Annotated in this window: 16 protein-coding genes; 3 read left to right on the top strand and 13 right to left on the bottom strand. The window is 55.2% G+C overall.

The window, feature by feature from the left end; translation table 11 throughout:
- Positions 1 to 159: 159 nt before the first annotated feature.
- The 12 genes from wecG to trxA form a co-directional block, all read right to left on the bottom strand.
- A complete protein-coding gene (wecG, locus tag ACVCAM_RS14460; protein ID WP_008501554.1) occupies positions 160 to 900 on the bottom strand; it encodes a lipopolysaccharide N-acetylmannosaminouronosyltransferase in 741 nt (246 codons plus the stop codon).
- A 12-nt stretch (positions 901 to 912) separates the two neighbouring features.
- Positions 913 to 2,265, bottom strand: coding sequence for an ECA oligosaccharide polymerase (gene wzyE / locus ACVCAM_RS14465; RefSeq protein ID WP_407223748.1), 1,353 nt, complete (start codon positions 2,263 to 2,265; stop codon positions 913 to 915).
- Positions 2,262 to 3,341, bottom strand: coding sequence for a TDP-N-acetylfucosamine:lipid II N-acetylfucosaminyltransferase (locus tag ACVCAM_RS14470; RefSeq protein ID WP_447093616.1), 1,080 nt, complete (start codon positions 3,339 to 3,341; stop codon positions 2,262 to 2,264). Before ACVCAM_RS14470 ends, wzyE begins: the two co-directional genes overlap by 4 nt.
- Positions 3,338 to 4,588: a lipid III flippase WzxE gene (gene wzxE, locus ACVCAM_RS14475; RefSeq protein WP_023326289.1), complete on the bottom strand. Its 1,251-nt coding sequence runs from the start codon at positions 4,586 to 4,588 to the stop codon at positions 3,338 to 3,340. Before wzxE ends, ACVCAM_RS14470 begins: the two co-directional genes overlap by 4 nt.
- 1 nt (position 4,589) lies before the next feature.
- Entirely contained in the window at positions 4,590 to 5,720 is a 1,131-nt protein-coding gene (gene rffA, locus ACVCAM_RS14480) for a dTDP-4-amino-4,6-dideoxygalactose transaminase (RefSeq protein ID WP_008501559.1), read from the bottom strand.
- 4 nt (positions 5,721 to 5,724) lie between these two features.
- Entirely contained in the window at positions 5,725 to 6,405 is a 681-nt protein-coding gene (gene rffC / locus ACVCAM_RS14485) for a dTDP-4-amino-4,6-dideoxy-D-galactose acyltransferase (RefSeq protein WP_025912236.1), read from the bottom strand.
- On the bottom strand, positions 6,402 to 7,664 hold the full coding sequence (gene wecC / locus ACVCAM_RS14490) for a UDP-N-acetyl-D-mannosamine dehydrogenase (RefSeq protein WP_025912235.1): 1,263 nt from the start codon (positions 7,662 to 7,664) through the stop codon (positions 6,402 to 6,404). The genes rffC and wecC overlap by 4 nt, the downstream gene beginning before the upstream one ends.
- On the bottom strand, positions 7,661 to 8,791 hold the full coding sequence (gene wecB, locus ACVCAM_RS14495; protein WP_023615519.1) for a non-hydrolyzing UDP-N-acetylglucosamine 2-epimerase: 1,131 nt from the start codon (positions 8,789 to 8,791) through the stop codon (positions 7,661 to 7,663). The genes wecC and wecB overlap by 4 nt, the downstream gene beginning before the upstream one ends.
- Positions 8,792 to 8,847: 56 nt before the next feature.
- Complete coding sequence (wzzE, locus tag ACVCAM_RS14500; RefSeq protein ID WP_008501563.1) at positions 8,848 to 9,894, bottom strand: ECA polysaccharide chain length modulation protein; 1,047 nt, start codon at positions 9,892 to 9,894, stop codon at positions 8,848 to 8,850.
- A 13-nt stretch (positions 9,895 to 9,907) separates the two neighbouring features.
- A complete protein-coding gene (gene wecA / locus ACVCAM_RS14505) occupies positions 9,908 to 11,011 on the bottom strand; it encodes a UDP-N-acetylglucosamine--undecaprenyl-phosphate N-acetylglucosaminephosphotransferase (protein WP_025912234.1) in 1,104 nt (367 codons plus the stop codon).
- 241 nt (positions 11,012 to 11,252) lie between these two features.
- Positions 11,253 to 12,512: a transcription termination factor Rho gene (gene rho / locus ACVCAM_RS14510; protein WP_008501566.1), complete on the bottom strand. Its 1,260-nt coding sequence runs from the start codon at positions 12,510 to 12,512 to the stop codon at positions 11,253 to 11,255.
- A gap of 345 nt (positions 12,513 to 12,857) precedes the next feature.
- The gene (gene trxA / locus ACVCAM_RS14515; protein WP_006179218.1) at positions 12,858 to 13,187 is read right to left on the bottom strand and encodes a thioredoxin TrxA; all 330 of its coding nucleotides are present in this window, start codon (positions 13,185 to 13,187) and stop codon (positions 12,858 to 12,860) included.
- Positions 13,188 to 13,331: 144 nt separating this feature from the next.
- On the opposite strand from trxA, the gene rhlB reads away from it, so the two are divergent.
- Both rhlB and gppA read left to right on the top strand, forming a co-directional pair.
- The gene (gene rhlB, locus ACVCAM_RS14520) at positions 13,332 to 14,600 is read left to right on the top strand and encodes an ATP-dependent RNA helicase RhlB (RefSeq protein WP_021242834.1); all 1,269 of its coding nucleotides are present in this window, start codon (positions 13,332 to 13,334) and stop codon (positions 14,598 to 14,600) included.
- A gap of 6 nt (positions 14,601 to 14,606) precedes the next feature.
- Positions 14,607 to 16,091 carry a guanosine-5'-triphosphate,3'-diphosphate diphosphatase gene (gene gppA, locus ACVCAM_RS14525; protein WP_025912233.1) on the top strand — a complete coding sequence of 495 codons (1,485 nt, stop codon included), beginning with the start codon at positions 14,607 to 14,609 and terminating at the stop codon, positions 16,089 to 16,091.
- A 51-nt stretch (positions 16,092 to 16,142) separates the two neighbouring features.
- On the opposite strand, the gene rep is transcribed toward gppA, so the two are convergent.
- Positions 16,143 to 18,167, bottom strand: coding sequence for a DNA helicase Rep (gene rep, locus ACVCAM_RS14530; RefSeq protein ID WP_008501569.1), 2,025 nt, complete (start codon positions 18,165 to 18,167; stop codon positions 16,143 to 16,145).
- An 85-nt stretch (positions 18,168 to 18,252) separates the two neighbouring features.
- Here rep and ppiC point away from each other — a divergent pair, with 85 nt between their 5' ends.
- Positions 18,253 to 18,534: a peptidylprolyl isomerase PpiC gene (gene ppiC / locus ACVCAM_RS14535; protein ID WP_008501570.1), complete on the top strand. Its 282-nt coding sequence runs from the start codon at positions 18,253 to 18,255 to the stop codon at positions 18,532 to 18,534.
- Positions 18,535 to 18,573 lie beyond the last annotated feature (39 nt).

Here is an 18,573-nt window from a genome sequence, read left to right on the forward strand (position 1 = left end):
CGGGTATTGTTTTTTAGGGGGACTAAAATACGGAGCGAATGGTTTCTTAAAATGTGCCAAATGGCAAACGATGCATAAAAAAAATGAATGCATTGCACAGATTATCAGCAGTTTTGCAGGCGAGTTGCAGCGCGAATAGCATATCGCGCTACATTTTGATTACATTTTCCCGGTGTAATGCCAGGCGAGGTAGCGAAGCAGACGGATCTGGCGTTTAATGCGTGTCGGTTGCGATAGCAGGCGATACAGCCACTCCAGCCCCAGATGTTGCCAGACCGCTGGCGCACGCTTGACGTGGCCGGTAAAGACGTCATATGTGCCGCCAACGCCCATGTAGAGGGCATCCGGGCAGACCAGACGACAGTCACGCATCAGGATCTCCTGGCGCGGAGACCCCATCGCCACGGTGACAATCTTCGCCCCGCTGTCACGAACGCGCTCAAACAGCGCCTGCCGATCTTCCGGTTTGAAGTAACCATCCTGGCTGCCGACAATATTAACATTCCATTGACGACGCAGTTTCTCTTCCGTCTGGGCCAGTATCTCCGGCTTCCCGCCAATCAGGAACACGGGCGTTCCCTGCGCGCCTGCACGGGCCATAAGCTGCTCCCAGAGATCGGCACCCGCCACGCGGGAAACATTAGCGTCAGGATACTTTTTACGGATAGAGCGAACCACGCTGATCCCGTCCGCGTATTTAAATTCGGCCGCGTCTATCAGGCTTTTGACTTCCGCGTTATCCTCAACCGCCAGCATCTTTTCCGCGTTGATGGCCACCAGCGTACCGGATTTCATCTGGCCGTCGGCGAACAGAAAATCCAGCGCGTGCTGCATGTCGCGCCAGCCAATCAGCTGCAGACCACGTAGCGCATAGCGCGGTGCAGAAATTCTATCAGTCATTACTATCCTTACTCAGACTTGCGACAGCGTTGTGCTGCCCTGCCGCTCGCGCCTGTGCACAAGCCCGGCGCTGTGAAACAGCCAGTACAACAGTTTGGCCAGTAACAGGCAGATGCCGAAAACGACCATGAAGAACACCACGCGCGAAACGAACGAGTCCAGACCTTCGCGCGCCAGAACGATCATATTGAAAATGGCACCAAAGCAGAAACTGTGCAAAATGGCCGCTTTATAGCGGTTGGTCTCTTCATTGCCACGCAGGTAAAGCCAGTCGAACCACTTGATAATCAGCCCTACGGCAACCGCTCCGGGGAGAATGAACCATGCCCCGCCCATCACCACCAGGGAACCGAGCAGCGTGGGTGAAATTGCCAGACCGGAATGGTTGTTCAGCACTTCCCAGGTGAAGTAATTCGCCGTATTCAGCACCACGCCAGGACGGTCCGGCCATAGCCAGGAAGGGATAAAGACGTAGAAGTCGCGAACAATCGGCGCCAGCCCCTGGAAATCAATCCTGTCATAATTTTGCAGCAGCAGTGCCAGGTTTTCCCATGGCGAGAAGGTATCGCGCGTGAGGTAAAGGAACGTGTAAAACGCCTCATCACCCGCCACGTTCATCCCGTAGCGCTTCAGCGCCAGCCAGAACATCCCCACAATGCCAAACACGCCTGCTGCAACCAGCATCCAGAGCGAGATCCAGCCGCGGATAATGCCGATAAACAGGAAGATCGCGAAGGCGATGATGATGTTCGCGCGCGTACCGCCCACAATCATGTAGGTCAGGATGCCAAATGCGACGGTACTGACCAGGAAGAACAGCCACGCTTTGCTGTCCTGGCGCAGGAAGAAGATCACCAGCATCGCCGGGATGAAGAAGTAGAAGAAACGCTTAAGCGCCACGCCCGAGACTTCTGCCGAAAAAATCTGGCTGTAGGAGTGGAGTTTAAAAAGCAGGAAGCCGTTATGCATGAAGAAGATGCCAACGCTGACCAGGGCGATAGTCATCAGCATCACCCATGTCAGGTGGGTTTCCACCCGATTCATGGTAAAGAGCGCCCGGCGTGGGGCAGCTGTCTGCGCTGAACGCAGACGCGTTTTATAGGTGACGTAGTAAACCGCATAGAAGCAGGTCGCCGCCAGAAGCGCCTGGAGCAGAATGTCCGGCGGCGCGACGCTCACGTCAAAACGGAAGACCAGTATGCTGGTCAACGGGAAGCCGAAAAAGAACGTTAGCAGAAACAGTAACGAGAAGAAGACGTTAAAGTTGAAGCGCACGCGGCGGAATTCAAACCAGGTGAGCGTGGCGATAAACAGGCTGCTCAGAAGCCAGACAACCAGTAAGCCGCTGAATTGCAACTGACTCATGCTTTGTCTCCTGCAGCGATACGCAGCGCGCGGTGCCAGGGCGTGAGATAATTCGGGCTGAAAAAATCGATGCTGTTTTTATCCACCAGCGTGAGCTGACGTTGAGCTTCACGTACCACCTCGACATTCAGCGTGTCTGAGGTAAACAGCACCGGAATATGCTGCTCGGCCATGTCCTGCCAGAACGGGTTGTCGCGGTTGAGCACGCACGGTACACCTGCCTGAATCAGCAGGCACAGCGTGCCAATCCCCTGCTGCCGGGCAAAGATGAAATAACCGAGATCGCATTTTCTCAGCAGCGCAAGATATTCATCAAATTCCAGCTTATCGCTGAGGATGTGCAGATTTTCAGCGCTAAACAGCGCCAGCCCCTGCTGACGAACCTCGTCGATATAGGCGCTGTTGTTGGCGGGATAGCCCATCGGCACCACCACGTTCACCGTGTCGCCAAACTGCTGATGCACCGCCCTGAGCGCCGCGACATGTTCGTTACTGCGATCGCCGGAATTCCCCACCAGAATCGTCAGCTTGCCTTCTCGCACCGCGTCATTCGCCATGGCATTCAGCGCCGGATCCATGCGGGTGGGGAAATAGAGCAACTCGCCGCGCACGTTCGGGTGCTGTTTAGCAAAATAGTTGAGATCGCCGCGGGTAGCAAAAACGCAGCCTACGCGCCCCTGAGCCATGCGGCGCAGGGGATAAAAAAGACGGAATTTCCAGCCGCGGGAGACTTCATAAAGATCGGCTCCCCAGATATGCCAGCTGCACTGGGAGGGTTTAACCCCTCCGCTGAGAAGCGCCAGCCACAGGCCGGTATTGAACTGCCCGTGGAAAAAGAAACGTTGCTTACGATCCGCTTTGGCTTTGGCAACCACCGCCTTCGCCAGTGAGGCCTTATCCGGCCAGAAGCGAATCGTCAGTGCCGGAAACGCCTCGCTCAGGCCCTTATCCTGACCTGCAACCATAAACTCACGCGCATCAGGATCTCCCGATGCCAGCTCGTCGTTGAAGAACCGCAAAACGGTCTGGTTATGGTGTGGGATATCCGATCCCAGGATGTGAATCAGTGCAGTCATGCGCGTTTACGCCACAATAAAAATACACCGCAACAGGCGGCGAAATAAACGATATAGGTTGCCATGTAGGCCTGAGCCGCCCCCAGCGCACCGTGCGCGGGTATCAGCCAGTGCGAGAACGAAGTCAGTAATGCAAACTGGCTAATTTCCGCCAGGATATAGAGCCGCAGGGACGCTTTCGCGATCACCAGATAGCCGAAAACGTAAGCCCCCACTTTCAGTACATCACCCACCAGCTGCCAGGCAAAGAGATCGCGCATGGCGGTGAACTTCGCCGAGAACAGCAGCCAGATGGCGACATCGCGCAATAACCAGACGGTAAAGCTGGCAGCCGCGACGGCCGGCAATACAAAGCGCAGCGATCGGAAAATCTCGCGCGTTATGTCCTGTCTGGACGTCAGACGCGACAGGGTTGGCAGCAGGTAAACGCTAAAGGAAGCCGTAATAAACTGAAGATAGGCATCGGAAATACTGCTTACGCCCTGCCAGATCCCGACCTCATCCCAGCTATAGTGCGCCGCCAGCAGGTTTCGCATCATCACGTAGGCCACCGGCAGCGTGACGGAGGTGATGAGCGCCATCAGGGTAAATTTACCCAGTTGGCTGGCAAGCATCGAGTCCCATTGCGGTTTCAGGTAGCTCAGCGGAATGACGCCCCGACGCATCAGCATAAATGCCGCAGGCACAACCACCAGCGCCGGAACCAGCGCCAGCCCCAGCAGTGCGCCTTCATAGCCACCCAGGCGATAGCAGAAATAATAGGCAATCACGCCGATGACGCTGCCCAGGATCAACGCAAGCGCGTTCCCGGCAGCATCACGAAACCCTTTCATCAGCGCCAGCAGCAGGTTAGCCCAGGCAATTCCCATCTGAACCAATGCGACCAGACGCACCAGCCCCTGATAGTGGGTGTGACCGAATAATCCCTGGCTGATGGGCGCTGCCGCCAGCAGAAAGATGATCGCCATCAGGGTCGAAAAACCCGTGACCATCGCCGACGAGGTGCCCACGACCCTCCGAAGCTGGGCCGCATCATCATGATACTGCGCAACGTATTTGGTGACGCCGTTGAAGATACCGGCACCGGCCAGCACGCCAAGGACGGTGACAAGCTGACGGAAATTACCCGCCAGCCCCACTCCTGACGGGCCAAATGAGACGGCCAGGAGCTTGACGACCAACAGCCCGGCCCCAATTTTTACAAGCGTGGACGCGGCGGTCCACACCGATGCTTTTGCCAGAGACATATCAGCCGAAATAACTCAGGAGGGTATTAATCACCGTACGCTGGTTAACTGGCGCGAGGTTGTAGAACAGTGGCAGACGAAGCAAACGCTCACTTTCTTTGGTGGTGTAACGGTCTTCACCCGCGAACGTTCCAAACGCTTCGCCCGCCGGACTGGAGTGCAGCGGGATATAGTGGAACACCGCCATAATTTCGGCTTCTTTCAGCCAGGCGATGAGCTCGCTGCGGTCGTCGTTATCGCGCAGCTTGATGTAGAACATGTGCGCGTTGTGGACGCAATCCGCCGGAATCGTTGGCAGCGCAATACGCCCGGCTTTTGCCAGAGGTTCCAGCGCATCGTAATAGGTTTGCCACAGGGAGAGACGCTGCAGGTTGATGCGATCCGCGGCTTCCAGCTGCGCCCACAGGTACGCGGCCTGCAGATCCGCCATCAGATAGCTGGAGCCAATATCGCGCCAGGTGTATTTGTCTACCTGGCCGCGGAAGAACTGGCTGCGGTTGGTGCCTTTTTCGCGGATCACTTCCGCACGCTCCACGAGCGCCCGGTCGTTAATCAGCGTTGCGCCACCCTCTCCGCCTGCCGTGTAGTTTTTGGTTTCGTGGAAGCTAAAGCAGCCGATGTGGCCGATGGTGCCCAGCGCGCGTCCCTTGTAGGTCGACATCACGCCCTGCGCGGCATCTTCCACCACAAACAGGTTATGTTTTTTGGCGATGGCCATGATGGTGTCCATTTCACAGGCCACACCTGCGTAGTGAACCGGCACGATCGCGCGCGTTTTGTCGGTGATCGCCGCTTCAATCAGCGTCTCATCAATGTTCATGGTATCCGGGCGGATATCCACAAAGACGATTTTCGCCCCGCGCAGGACAAACGCATTCGCCGTGGAAACGAAGGTGTAGCTCGGCATGATCACTTCATCGCCGGGCTGGATATCCAGCAGCAGTGCGGCCATTTCCAGCGATGCCGTACAGGACGGGGTCAGCAGTACTTTGGCGCTGCGAAAACGCTGTTCCATCCACTGCTGACAGCGACGGGTGAAACCGCCGTCACCGCAGAGTTTGCCGCTGCCCATGGCAGACTGCATATAGTCGAGTTCCGTTCCGACGACGGGTGGTGCGTTAAATGGAATCATCTTGTCACCTGTATAACCAGTAGGCGGTGGCGTCGATGTTGGCACCACTCGCAATATAACGTTTAAGCGCGGCGGTGTTGCCCACCTGGGTCGCCACCCGCAGCGTCTCAACCTGCTGCTGCTGCTGCGCCCAGTGCAGCGCCGCCTGCATAAGTTTCTCACCCATGCCGCGCCCGGCTAATAAGCCAATACGCGCCTCGCGCACGTTGAGCTTGCGAAGCGAGACGAACCCCTGGGGTTGACCGTCCCCTGCGCGTAAAACCAGGCAGACGTGGTCAAAGGTGCCTTTAACCGCATTCTCTATCCACTGGGCATAGAAACGGCCGCTATCGTCAGGTGCGTACCAGGGCGTACGAAAGCGACTCTGCGCAAACGCCTGAGCCGCCATCTGACGCAGCACGGGAATATCCTGTTCGGTTGCGATTTCAGCGCCGGGTGCATCATGCCGGGTGAGGGTTATGGAAAGGTCTGCCTCACCTTCCACCAGCTGAAAACCGCGTTGCTGGAGCGCATCAAGCAGGTCGGTACGGTCCGCCGGGATCTTCGCCTGAATCCGTTGCCAGGCGATGAAATCCGATTCAGCCAGTACCGGCGCATCATCGCGCAGACGCACAATGGCCGACGGCAGGCCGAAAAAGGCACTCTCCCACTGCAGGGGCTCAAGTACCCCGTTCAGGCTGTTCAACGCCAGACACCTTTGGTATCAACCACATAATTCTGACGCACCGCATCACCGGACGTCGCTTTAAACGCTTTATGATCCACCAGCAGCACCAGCACGTCCGCCGTCGCCAGCGCCTCATCCAGCGCTGCCAGCGTGCAGTGCCCCGCCAGTTTTGCCGGCAACTCATGGATATTCGGCTCAACCACCAGCGTTTCACCCTTGTGCCATTCGGCAATCATCTGAGTAATTTCCATTGCCGGGCTTTCACGCAGATCGTCAATGTTGGGTTTGAATGCCAGACCAAAGCAGGCAATTTTCAGCTCGCTGGCGCGCTTTCCGCTCTCTGCCAGACAATCCGCTACCGTGGTTTTGACCTGATTGAGCACCCAGTGAGGTTTGCTGTCGTTCACTTCACGCGCGGTGCGAATCAGGCGCGCCTGCGCCGGATTCTGAGCCACAATAAACCACGGATCGACGGCGATGCAGTGTCCACCCACGCCCGGGCCTGGCTGGAGAATGTTTACACGCGGATGGCGATTCGCCAGGCTAATCAACTCCCAGACGTTAATCCCCTGATCGGCGCAAATCAGCGACAGTTCGTTCGCAAAGGCGATATTAACGTCACGGAAGCTGTTCTCCGTCAGCTTGCACATCTCGGCGGTGCGGGAGTTTGTCACCACGCACTCGCCTTCCAGGAAAATCTTGTACAGCGCGCTAGCGCGTTCGGAACAGACGGGCGTCATACCGCCAATGACGCGGTCATTTTTAATCAGTTCGACCATGACCTGGCCCGGTAGCACGCGCTCCGGACAGTAGGCAATGTTGATATCCGCCTGCTCCCCCGCCTGTTGCGGGAAGCTTAAATCAGGGCGCGCGTCGGCCAGCCACTGCGCCATCTGCTCGGTAGCACCGACCGGAGAGGTTGACTCCAGAATCACCAGCGCCCCTTTCTTCAGCACAGGAGCAATGGACTTTGCCGCCGCCTCGACGTAGACCATGTCGGGCTCGTGGTCGCCTTTAAAGGGCGTTGGAACAGCAATCAGGTAGGCATCCGCTTCAACCGGCGTGGTACTGGCGCGCAGGAAGCCGCCCTCCACCGCCTCTTTCACTACGCGATCCAAATCGGGCTCGACAATATGAATCTCGCCACGGTTAATGGTTTCCACCGCACGGGCGTTGATATCCACACCGACAACCTGTTTCTGACGAGAGGCAAACGCCGCCGCGGTAGGCAAGCCAATGTAGCCAAGACCAATGACAGAGAGGGTAGTAAAACTCATAGCGATACCTGATTGTGTTTAAGTGCATGCAAAATACGGCCACAAGCCTGCCCGTCTCCATACGGATTATGGGCCCGGCTCATCGCCTGATACGTTTCGTCGTCATGCAGAAGGCGCGTGACCTCTTCGACGATGAGTTCCGCGTTGGTGCCGACCAGACGCACCGTACCGGCTTTGACCGCTTCCGGACGTTCGGTGGTTTCACGCATCACCAGCACCGGTTTGCCAAGAGAAGGCGCTTCTTCCTGAATGCCGCCGGAATCGGTAAGGATCAGCCAGGCATGGTTCATCAGCCAGACAAACGGCAGATAGTCCTGAGGTTCAATCAGAAGGACATTTTCGATATGACCCAGGATGCGGTTAACCGGCTCGCTGACGTTAGGATTGAGATGGACCGGATAGACAATCTGCACGTCGTCGTTCTGCGCCGCGATTTCAGCCAGCGCGTGACAGATTTGCTCAAAACCCCGGCCAAAGCTTTCGCGACGGTGGCCGGTGACCAGAATGGTTTTTTTGCCGTTGTGCAGGAATGGATAGCGGGCAGCGAGTTCGTTCTTAAGCTCGTGGTTTGCCAGGACCCGGTCACGTACCCAAATTAACGCATCGATGACCGTATTGCCGGTCACAAAGATTTTGTTATCGGCGATATTTTCACGCAGCAGGTTCTGACGCGAGTTTTCCGTAGGCGCAAAGTGATACATCGCCAGGTGGCCCGTTAGCGTGCGGTTGGCCTCCTCCGGCCACGGCGAATAAAGATTGCCGGTACGCAGACCCGCCTCAACATGCCCCACGGGAATTCGCTGGTAAAACGCGGCCAGGCTGGTCGCCACGGTCGTGGTGGTGTCGCCGTGTACCAGCACCACGTCAGGCTTGAATGACTCCAGGATAGGCTTCAGCTCTTGCAGAATACGACAAGTTATCTCCGTCAATCCTTGCCCCGGTTTCATAATATTGAGGTCATAATCCGGGACGATGGAAAAGAGCGTTAACACCTGATCGAGCATCTCACGGTGCTGGGCCGTGACGCACACTTTCGCTTCAATATCAGGATCGCTGGCCAGCGCATGAACCAGAGGCGCCATCTTTATGGCCTCCGGCCTGGTGCCAAATACGGTTAGTACTTTCACATCGATTCTCTTCGATTAGGCGATCAAGGCAGTAGCCTTCATCGTAAACGGTATTCTTAGTTTGTACGACGACGCGTTAACGCCACGCCTGCGCCCGTCAGTGCGCCCACAATCCCCCACATGATCATCAGGAATGCACGACGCGGACTATCGCGTTTTACAGGTTCTTCAGGCGTTCGCAAATAACGATAGGTCTGAAAACGCGGGTCCAGAGATGGACCGACATTAAGCGTATTGAGCATCGCGCGATTTTGATCGTAATCGAGGTCAAAATCAGGACCGACGGCCTGAAGGTTTTCCAGACGTGCCTGCAACATGGGGCGGCCAAGGAGGAACATCTCTGAATCAGGTAGTTCATCAGCCGGCACGTCCGTCTCAGTACGGGAAATATTGTGCTGTTCCGCAATTTTCAGCGCCTGCTCAATATTGTGTACACGGCGAGCGAAAATCGCTTTAGCCACCTCTTCCTGACGTTTCACCTGCGCTTTCATCTGGATGGTACGAGCCGACCAGGCGCCTTTAAGCTCTTCGTTAAGATGGCTTGCGGCACGCTGGCTGGCAAACGCGACATACTGACGCAGCAGGTTGTTGGCGTCCGGCGCGGTTTCTGCAATCAGCTTGACGCTGTCATTCACGTTACGCAGCGCGTCGCCCGGCATAAATTGAATATTGTTAATCAGATCGTCCAGCAGAGCGGCATCGGCTTTGGTGTTATCAACCCGACGCTGCTTGTAGTAATCCGTCTGGGACCAGAAGTCGCGGCGCGTATCCCACGAAGCCAGTTGCATCACAAACTCTTTATAGGCCTCATCCATAACGGAGACCTGATCCGGCGTGGCGAGGTTAGCTTTGATATCCAGGTTTCGCAGGAATTGCTGTTGGGAATAGAACCCCCCAAGCATGTTAACCGTTGGTTTGTCAGTGATTGCCGTGGCGCTCCACTCTTGTTTTGCAAAGAACGTATAGGCCAGCGCTAACAGTGCAAACCCCAGCGCGATCCCCGCAATCCAAAGTTTGCCTGCCCATAACACGCGAAACAAACCCCGAATATCCAGTTCATTCTCAGTTACCACTGATTTCGCTCCCGCCAACGGTTGAGTCATCATAGTCCCGGTTTTACTTAGTTAATGTTGTGTTTTTGCCACTGTTACGACGCATCCTGCGTTTAATACGTTTAATGAACCGCGCTACTTTCCATGCGCGCTTAATGCAGTAGCCGTAGAGAGAAAAAGCTAGCAAGAACAATACCAACATAGCCCATTCAGGTACAAAATGTGTATATTCCGCCGTCACGCCAATCGCCGCTAGAATAGCAGCCGCCAGCGTAATAAGCACAAATGCCTGCCGGGAAGTGAATCCGGCTCGCATGATTAAATGATGAATGTGCTGGCGGTCAGCAGAGAAAGGGCTCATCCCTTTACGCAGACGGCGATACATAATCGCAACCATATCCATTAACGGGATAGCGATAATCCATAATGCTGTTACCGGGCTAATGGGGTGTACATCACCCTGAGTGGTTTCCAGCAAGATCCAAATGATAGTAAAGCCGATAAGCGTGCTACCCGCATCACCCATGAATACTTTATAGCGCCGGCCCAATGCACCGAGATTTAACAGGATATAAGGCAGGATGGCCGCAATCATGGCAAAACACCACATAGCAAGGCTATATTGCCCATCGAACCATAAAATGAAACCAATTGCGGCAAATGAGACGCAGGACAGGCCTCCCAGCAAACCATCAATACCGTCAACCATGTTGAATGCGTTAATCGCCACCCACACGGCAAAAAGTGTCAGGAAATAACCGAACGGACCGAGTTCCATCTCCCAGGAGCCAAAAATATAGCCCAAGCTACTCAAGTGCAGCTTAGCGAACACCATCATAGCAATAGCCACAGCAGCCTGAACGAAGGCGCGGATTTTGACGCTAATATCATAACGGTCGTCAAGAGCGCCAACCACCACAAGCACCGTCGCGCAGGTTAGGTACAGCCTGGCATGTGGGATATAGTAATCCGCGATGGCAAACGTGAAGCAGATCCCCGCGAAAACAGAGATACCTCCGACCAAAGGGATCATGCCTTGATGACGCTTACGGAAGTTGGGTTTATCCACTAACCCCAGATATTTCGCCACCTTACGTGCCAGAAACAAAAAGCAGGTGGTAAACAAGAAAATACTGGTTAGTTCAGTAAACGTATCAAGTAGGTTCACAATGGATGTTCTCAACAAATGTTAGTCAAGGAAGTATAACCATCAAGGCGCTGAGCCTGAAGTTATAAAGCAAACCTCTTACAGTTCCATTTGTTTATTATTCAAGCTATTAATGTTTTTACTGTGCGAATTATCTTATTGTCGCACTGCCCAGTCAAAATTGTGAGTAGGTGGTACTAGCGTATAGTCCATAAAAGAAAAACGCCACGTAAAAACGTGGCGTTCGCTGGCTTTATTTGCGTTACGAGCGTTTCATCATGTCGAAGAAATCGTCGTTGGTTTTGGTCATTGCCAGTTTGTTAATGAGGAACTCCATCGCGTCGATTTCACCCATTGGATGAATGATTTTGCGCAGGATCCACATTTTCTGCAGCTCTTCCTGGGTGGTGAGCAGCTCTTCTTTACGGGTACCGGAACGGTTGTAGTCGATTGCCGGGAAGACGCGTTTTTCAGCGATCTTACGAGAGAGGTGCAGTTCCATGTTGCCTGTCCCTTTAAACTCTTCGTAGATAACTTCGTCCATTTTGGAACCGGTATCGATCAGCGCCGTCGCGATGATGGTCAGGCTGCCGCCCTCTTCGACGTTACGTGCAGCACCGAAGAAACGTTTTGGACGATGCAGGGCGTTAGCATCCACACCACCGGTCAGGACTTTACCAGACGCCGGGACCACGGTGTTGTAGGCACGCGCCAGACGGGTGATGGAGTCGAGCAGGATGATCACGTCTTTCTTGTGCTCAACCAGGCGTTTTGCCTTCTCGATAACCATTTCCGCAACCTGAACGTGGCGAGATGCTGGCTCGTCGAAGGTAGAAGCAACCACTTCACCTTTAACCAGACGCTGCATCTCGGTCACTTCTTCCGGACGTTCGTCAATCAGCAGCACCATCAGCACACAGTCAGGGTGGTTGTAAGCAATGCTCTGCGCGATGTTCTGCAGCAGCATGGTTTTACCCGCTTTTGGCGGCGCCACAATCAGACCACGCTGACCACGACCGATTGGTGAGGCCAGATCCAGAACGCGCGCGGTTAAGTCTTCGGTAGAACCGTTACCACGCTCCATACGCAGGCGAGAGTTCGCGTGCAGCGGCGTTAAGTTCTCAAAGAGGATCTTATTGCGCGAGTTTTCTGGCTTATCGAAGTTAACTTCATTGACTTTCAACAGCGCAAAGTAGCGTTCACCCTCTTTAGGAGGACGAATCTTACCTGAAATGGTGTCACCAGTGCGGAGGTTGAAACGGCGGATTTGGCTGGGGGATACGTAGATGTCGTCAGGGCCGGCGAGGTAGGAGCTGTCTGCAGAGCGGAGGAAACCAAATCCGTCTTGCAATATCTCCAGCACACCGTCGCCAAAGATATCTTCGCCACTCTTAGCGTGCTGCTTCAGGATGGCGAAAATGATGTCCTGCTTGCGCATACGAGCCTGGTTTTCCAGCCCCATATTTTCGCCGAGAGTGATCAGCTCAGAAACCGGCGTATTCTTTAATTCGGTAAGATTCATAATGGTGTGGGTTCTTAAACTCGGGGTGATTCTCGAACTTAATGTTGTGAATGGTATGGCAGGGTCATCCATGCCTGTTTAGCGGCCATCAACTCATGTCTGTTCGCTGTCTGGTCACAGGGAAAGAACGCAGAACTGAAACGACAAGACGGATTGAGTGACAAGCCCGGAATTTAGCCACTTCACGCACTGTTCATGTTAACAACGGGAAGTATCGGGTAAAACAAGATTCAAACAACAAGATATGTTTAAAACGAAGTCATAGCTAACTTAGCACGACTTCAGCCGGGCGTCCAGAGTTCCGAATCATTTAGCCGGGGGCTCTGAACGCACAGCGGAGAAACCTTACGCCAGGTTAGCGTCGAGGAACTCTTTCAGTTGACCTTTGGACAGCGCGCCCACTTTGGTCGCCGCCACTTCGCCGTTTTTGAACAGCAGCAGGGTCGGAATACCACGGATACCGTATTTTGGTGCGGTGCCCGGGTTCTGGTCGATGTTCAGCTTGGCAACGGTCAGTTTGCCCTGATATTCGTCGGCGATCTCATCCAGAATCGGGGCGATCATTTTGCAAGGACCACACCATTCAGCCCAGAAATCGACGAGGATCAGCCCGTCAGCCTTAAGTACGTCCGTGTCAAAACTGTCGTCAGTCAGGTGAATAATTTTATCGCTCATATATAACTCCACAGGAATAAGCCTGGTACGTTGGTTTTGTCTCCACCAACGACGCGTTGATGTCGCATTAACCAACTAAAGGTTGACTTTATTTCACCGGATACGCTTTCGTAAAGCAATAGTAAGCTGATATTCTACCACACTATGAGCAAAACACATTTAACAGAACAGAAGTTTTCCGACTTCGCGCTGCACCCGAAGGTGATTGAAGCCCTTGAAAATAAAGGATTTCATAACTGCACGCCCATTCAGGCCCTCGCGCTGCCGCTGACGCTGGCCGGACGCGATGTTGCCGGGCAGGCGCAAACCGGTACCGGCAAAACGATGGCGTTTTTAACGTCAACGTTTCATTATTTACTTTCTCACCCAGCGATTGCAGACCGCAAAGTTAACCAGCCGCGCGCGCTAATTATGGCCCCGACGCGAGAACTGGCGGTACAGATCCACGCAGACGCTGAACCCCTGGCGCAGGCTACCGGCCTGAAGCTGGGCCTGGCCTATGGCGGCGATGGCTACGATAAGCAGCTGAAAGTGCTGGAAAGTGGTGTGGATATCCTGATCGGTACCACCGGCCGTCTTATTGATTACGCCAAACAGAACCACATTAACCTCGGTGCCATCCAGGTTGTGGTGCTCGATGAAGCTGACCGCATGTACGATCTGGGCTTCATTAAAGACATCCGCTGGCTGTTCCGCCGTATGCCTCCGGCTAATCAGCGCCTGAATATGCTGTTCTCTGCAACCCTCTCCTACCGCGTTCGCGAGCTGGCGTTCGAACAGATGAACAACGCCGAATACGTTGAAGTGGAACCGGAACAGAAAACGGGTCACCGCATTAAAGAAGAGCTCTTCTATCCTTCAAATGAAGAGAAAATGCGCCTGCTGCAAACGCTGATTGAAGAAGAGTGGCCAGATCGCGCCATCATCTTTGCCAACACCAAACACCGTTGTGAAGACATCTGGGGCCACCTGGCTGCCGATGGTCACCGTGTTGGCCTGTTGACCGGCGACGTGGCGCAGAAAAAACGCCTGCGTATTCTCGAAGAGTTTACCCGCGGCGATCTCGATATTCTGGTCGCCACCGACGTGGCTGCACGTGGTTTACACATTCCAGCCGTAACGCACGTCTTTAACTACGATCTGCCAGACGACTGCGAAGACTACGTACACCGTATCGGTCGTACCGGTCGTGCGGGCGCAAGCGGTCACTCTATTAGCCTTGCGTGTGAAGAGTATGCGCTGAACCTTCCGGCCATTGAGACCTACATCGGTCACTCTATTCCGCAGAGCAAATACAATCCGGAAGCGCTGTTAAGCGAACTGCCGCCGCCTAAGCGTCTTACCCGCCCACGCTCCGGCAATGGTCCGCGTCGTTCAGGCGGCGCACCGCGTAATCGTCGTCGTTCAGGTTAAGAAAATATGCTCAGCTCCACCACGCTTTATGCGGCAATTGATCTCGGTTCGAATAGTTTTCATATGCTGGTTGTGCGCGAGGTGGCGGGAAGCATACAAACGCTGACGCGCATTAAGCGCAAGGTCCGCCTCGCGGCGGGCCTGAGCAGCGACAATCACCTCTCGCCTGAAGCCATGGAACGTGGCTGGCAGTGCCTGCGACTCTTTGCCGAGCGTCTGCAGGATATCCCGCACGCCCAAATAACCGTTGTCGCCACTGCGACACTCCGCCTGGCGGTTAACGCCGTGGATTTTATTGCCAGAGCGCAGGAGATTCTCGGTTGCCCGGTTCAGGTTATTAGCGGTGAAGAAGAAGCTCGCTTGATTTATCAGGGGGTTGCACACACCACGGGGGGTGACGATCGCCGCCTGGTGGTGGATATCGGCGGAGCCAGTACCGAGCTGGTGACCGGCACCGGCGCGCAGGCTACGTCGCTGTTCAGCCTGTCGATGGGCTGCGTGACCTGGCTTGAGCGCTATTTTACCGATCGTAATCTGGGTAAAGAGAACTTCGACGAGGCAGAAAATGCCGCGCGCGAGGTATTACGTCCCGTGATGGACGAACTGCGCTATCACGGCTGGAAAGTGTGCGTGGGTGCGTCGGGGACCGTGCAGGCCCTGCAGGAAATCATGATGGCGCAGGGAATGGACGAGCGGATTACGCTTGCCAAACTTCAGCAGCTAAAACAGCGCGCCATCCAGTGCGGACGCCTGGAAGAACTGGAAATTGAAGGCCTGACGCTGGAACGCGCGCTGGTCTTCCCGAGCGGGCTGGCCATTCTGATCGCCATTTTCACCGAGCTCAACATCCAGTGTATGACCCTTGCCGGCGGCGCGCTGCGCGAAGGTCTGGTCTACGGGATGCTGCATCTGTCGGTCGATCAGGATATCCGCAGCCGAACCCTGCGCAACGTACAGCGTCGTTTTCTGGTCGATATCGATCAGGCAGGACGCGTATCGCAGCTGGCATCTCGCTTCGCCGATCAGGTCGCTAACGTCTGGGATCTTGATCATCTGAGCCGCGATTTACTGCTGAGCGCCTGTGCGCTGCATGAAGTGGGGCTGAGCATTGATTTTAAGCAGGCCCCCGCTCACGCAGCGTATCTGGTTCGCAACCTGGATTTACCGGGCTACACGCCCGCACAGAAAAAGCTGCTGGCAACGCTGCTGCTGAACCAGACCAACGCCGTTGATCTCTCATCTTTGCATCAGCAAAACGCCGTACCGCCGCGCGTGGCCGAGCATCTGTGCCGCCTGCTGCGTCTGGCGATTCTCTTTGCCAGCCGCCGTCGCGATGATTTGCTGCCTGCAATCAATCTGGTGGCCGATGACGAAAAACTGTCGCTGACGCTGCCGGAAAACTGGATTGAGCGTCACCCGCTTGGGGCAGAGATGATCGAGCAGGAGTGCCAGTGGCAGAGCTATGTGCACTGGGTGCTGGAAGTGAAGTAATACGCTGAACATTGCCGGGTGGCGGCTTCGCCTTATCCGGCCTACTCATCATTATCCTTTCTCTTTGGCTTTTGCCAGCATGGCGCGAATGTTCGCCACGTTAGCCTGCCCCTTATGCATCCGCTCTTCTGCGGTAATCACTTTGCGTTCCTGTTCCCAGATCAGGTCATCCTGCGGCAGCTCCAGCAGGAAACGGCTCGGCTCCGGGCGGACGAGTTCGCCATACTGACGGCGCTCTTTACACAGCGTGAACGTCAGCTCTTTCTGCGCACGGGTGATCCCCACGTAGGCCAGGCGGCGCTCCTCGTCGACGTTGTCTTCATCAATGCTGCTCTGATGCGGTAACAACCCCTCTTCCATACCAACCAGATAGACATACGGGAACTCCAGACCTTTTGACGCGTGCAGCGTCATCAGCTGTACCTGATCGGCCTCTTCTTCGCTCTCGCCACGCTCCATCATGTCGCGCAGGGTAAAGCGGGTGACGACCTGCGTCAGGGTCATCGGCTCGTCGATTTCAGAGCCCTCCAGCATTTCGGTCATCCAGCTGAAGAGCTGGTTAACGTTTTTCATCCGCATCTCAGCCGCTTTCGGGCTGGCCGAGGTTTCGTACAGCCAGGACTCATAGTCGATGCCGTGAATAAGATCGCGCACCGCCGCCACCGGCTCGCGCTCCGCGAGACGCTGCACTTCGCCGAGCCAGTGGGTGAATCGCGTTAGCGAATCATAGCCGCGACCGGTTAACGTCTGGCTCAGCCCCATGTCGAAGCTGGCGGTAAACAGGCTTTTATTACGCGTCATCGCCCACTCGCCCAGCTTTTGCAGCGTCGCCGGGCCAATCTCGCGCTTCGGCGTATTCACGATGCGCAGAAACGCGCTGTCGTCATCCGGGTTCGTGAGCACGCGCAGATAGGCCAGCAGATCTTTAATCTCTGGCCGTGAGAAGAACGACGTACCGCCCGAGATTTTGTACGGAATGCGGTTCTGCATCAGCATCTTTTCAAAGACGCGCGACTGGTGATTGCCGCGATAGAGGATCGCGTAATCCTTATATTCGGTTTTATTGACGAAGTGGTGGGCGATCAATTCGCCCGTCACGCGCTCCGCCTCATGCTCTTCATTATTGGCGCTGAGCACCTTCAATTCAGTACCGTAACCCAGCTCGGAGAAGAGACGCTTCTCAAACACATGCGGGTTATTGGCGATCAGGATATTTGCCGCTTTCAGGATACGCCCGGAGGAGCGGTAGTTTTGCTCCAGCTTAATCACCTGCAGAGCGGGAAAATCTTTGCTCAGCAGCACCAGGTTTTGCGGACGCGCGCCGCGCCAGGAGTAAATTGACTGGTCGTCGTCGCCGACAACTGTGAAACGCGCGCGCTGCCCCACCAGCAGCTTCACCAGCTCGTACTGGCTGGTGTTGGTGTCCTGATACTCATCCACCAGCAGGTAACGGATTTTGTTCTGCCAGCGCTCGCGAACCTCTTCGTTCCGCTGCAGCAGCAGCGTGGGCAGCAGAATCAGGTCGTCAAAGTCCAGCACGTTGCACGCTTTCATATGTGCATCGTACAGACCGTAGCAGTGGGCGAAGATCCGATCCCGTTCGCCTTTGGCGATCGCCGCGGCCTGGGCCGGGGTCATCAGATCGTTTTTCCAGTTTGAGATCGTTGAGATCAGCTGCTGCAACAGCACCTTGTCATCTTCGATCAACCCCTCGGTGAGCTCTTTGAGCAACGCCACCTGGTCGGTGTCATCGAAGAGCGAGAAGTTGGACTTCATTCCCAGCGCAGCATACTCGCGTTTAATGATATCCAGCCCCAGCGTGTGGAAGGTGGAGATCATCAGGCCGCGCGCCTCTTTTCGTCCCAGCGTCTGGCCGACACGCTCTTTCATCTCACGCGCCGCTTTATTGGTAAAGGTTACCGCCGCAATGTGCCGGGCCTGATAGCCACAGCCGCGGATCAGGTGCGCAATCTTATTGGTGATAACGCGCGTTTTGCCGGATCCTGCACCCGCCAGCACCAGACACGGTCCGGTGACAAATTCGACGGCTTGTTGTTGTCCGGGGTTTAAACGCATAAATGATCGCTCAATGAAAGTCAGGAGGGGAGAATAACAGCGTGGTAGTATAGCGAGCCTAATCCATACCACTCAAGGCACGATCATGGCAAAAACAGCAGCAGCACTGCATATTCTTGTTAAAGAAGAGAAACTGGCTCTGGATCTTCTGGAGCAGATCAAAAACGGCGCCGACTTCGGCAAGCTGGCGAAGAAGCACTCTATCTGTCCGTCAGGCAAACGCGGCGGCGATCTGGGTGAATTCCGCCAGGGTCAGATGGTACCGGCATTCGATAAAGTGGTCTTCTCCTGCCCGGTGCTGGAGCCAACCGGCCCGCTGCACACGCAGTTCGGCTACCACGTGATTAAAGTGCTGTACCGCAAATAAACAAGCCGGGTGGCTGCTGCGCCTTACCCGGCCTACATC

Source organism: Enterobacter sp. CFEC122, from assembly GCF_052983755.1.

Bases quoted from the DNA above. Each gene is read 5' to 3' on its own strand.
- wecG (WP_008501554.1), bottom strand. From the start codon at position 900: ATGACTGATAGAATTTCTGCACCGCGCTATGCGCTACGTGGTCTGCAG.
- wzyE (WP_407223748.1), bottom strand. From the start codon at position 2,265: ATGAGTCAGTTGCAATTCAGCGGCTTACTGGTTGTCTGGCTTCTGAGC.
- ACVCAM_RS14470 (WP_447093616.1), bottom strand. From the start codon at position 3,341: ATGACTGCACTGATTCACATCCTGGGATCGGATATCCCACACCATAAC.
- wzxE (WP_023326289.1), bottom strand. From the start codon at position 4,588: ATGTCTCTGGCAAAAGCATCGGTGTGGACCGCCGCGTCCACGCTTGTA.
- rffA (WP_008501559.1), bottom strand. From the start codon at position 5,720: ATGATTCCATTTAACGCACCACCCGTCGTCGGAACGGAACTCGACTAT.
- wecC (WP_025912235.1), bottom strand. From the start codon at position 7,664: ATGAGTTTTACTACCCTCTCTGTCATTGGTCTTGGCTACATTGGCTTG.
- wzzE (WP_008501563.1), bottom strand. From the start codon at position 9,894: ATGACTCAACCGTTGGCGGGAGCGAAATCAGTGGTAACTGAGAATGAA.
- rho (WP_008501566.1), bottom strand. From the start codon at position 12,512: ATGAATCTTACCGAATTAAAGAATACGCCGGTTTCTGAGCTGATCACT.
- trxA (WP_006179218.1), bottom strand. From the start codon at position 13,187: ATGAGCGATAAAATTATTCACCTGACTGACGACAGTTTTGACACGGAC.
- rhlB (WP_021242834.1), top strand. From the start codon at position 13,332: ATGAGCAAAACACATTTAACAGAACAGAAGTTTTCCGACTTCGCGCTG.
- gppA (WP_025912233.1), top strand. From the start codon at position 14,607: ATGCTCAGCTCCACCACGCTTTATGCGGCAATTGATCTCGGTTCGAAT.
- rep (WP_008501569.1), bottom strand. From the start codon at position 18,167: ATGCGTTTAAACCCCGGACAACAACAAGCCGTCGAATTTGTCACCGGA.
- ppiC (WP_008501570.1), top strand. From the start codon at position 18,253: ATGGCAAAAACAGCAGCAGCACTGCATATTCTTGTTAAAGAAGAGAAA.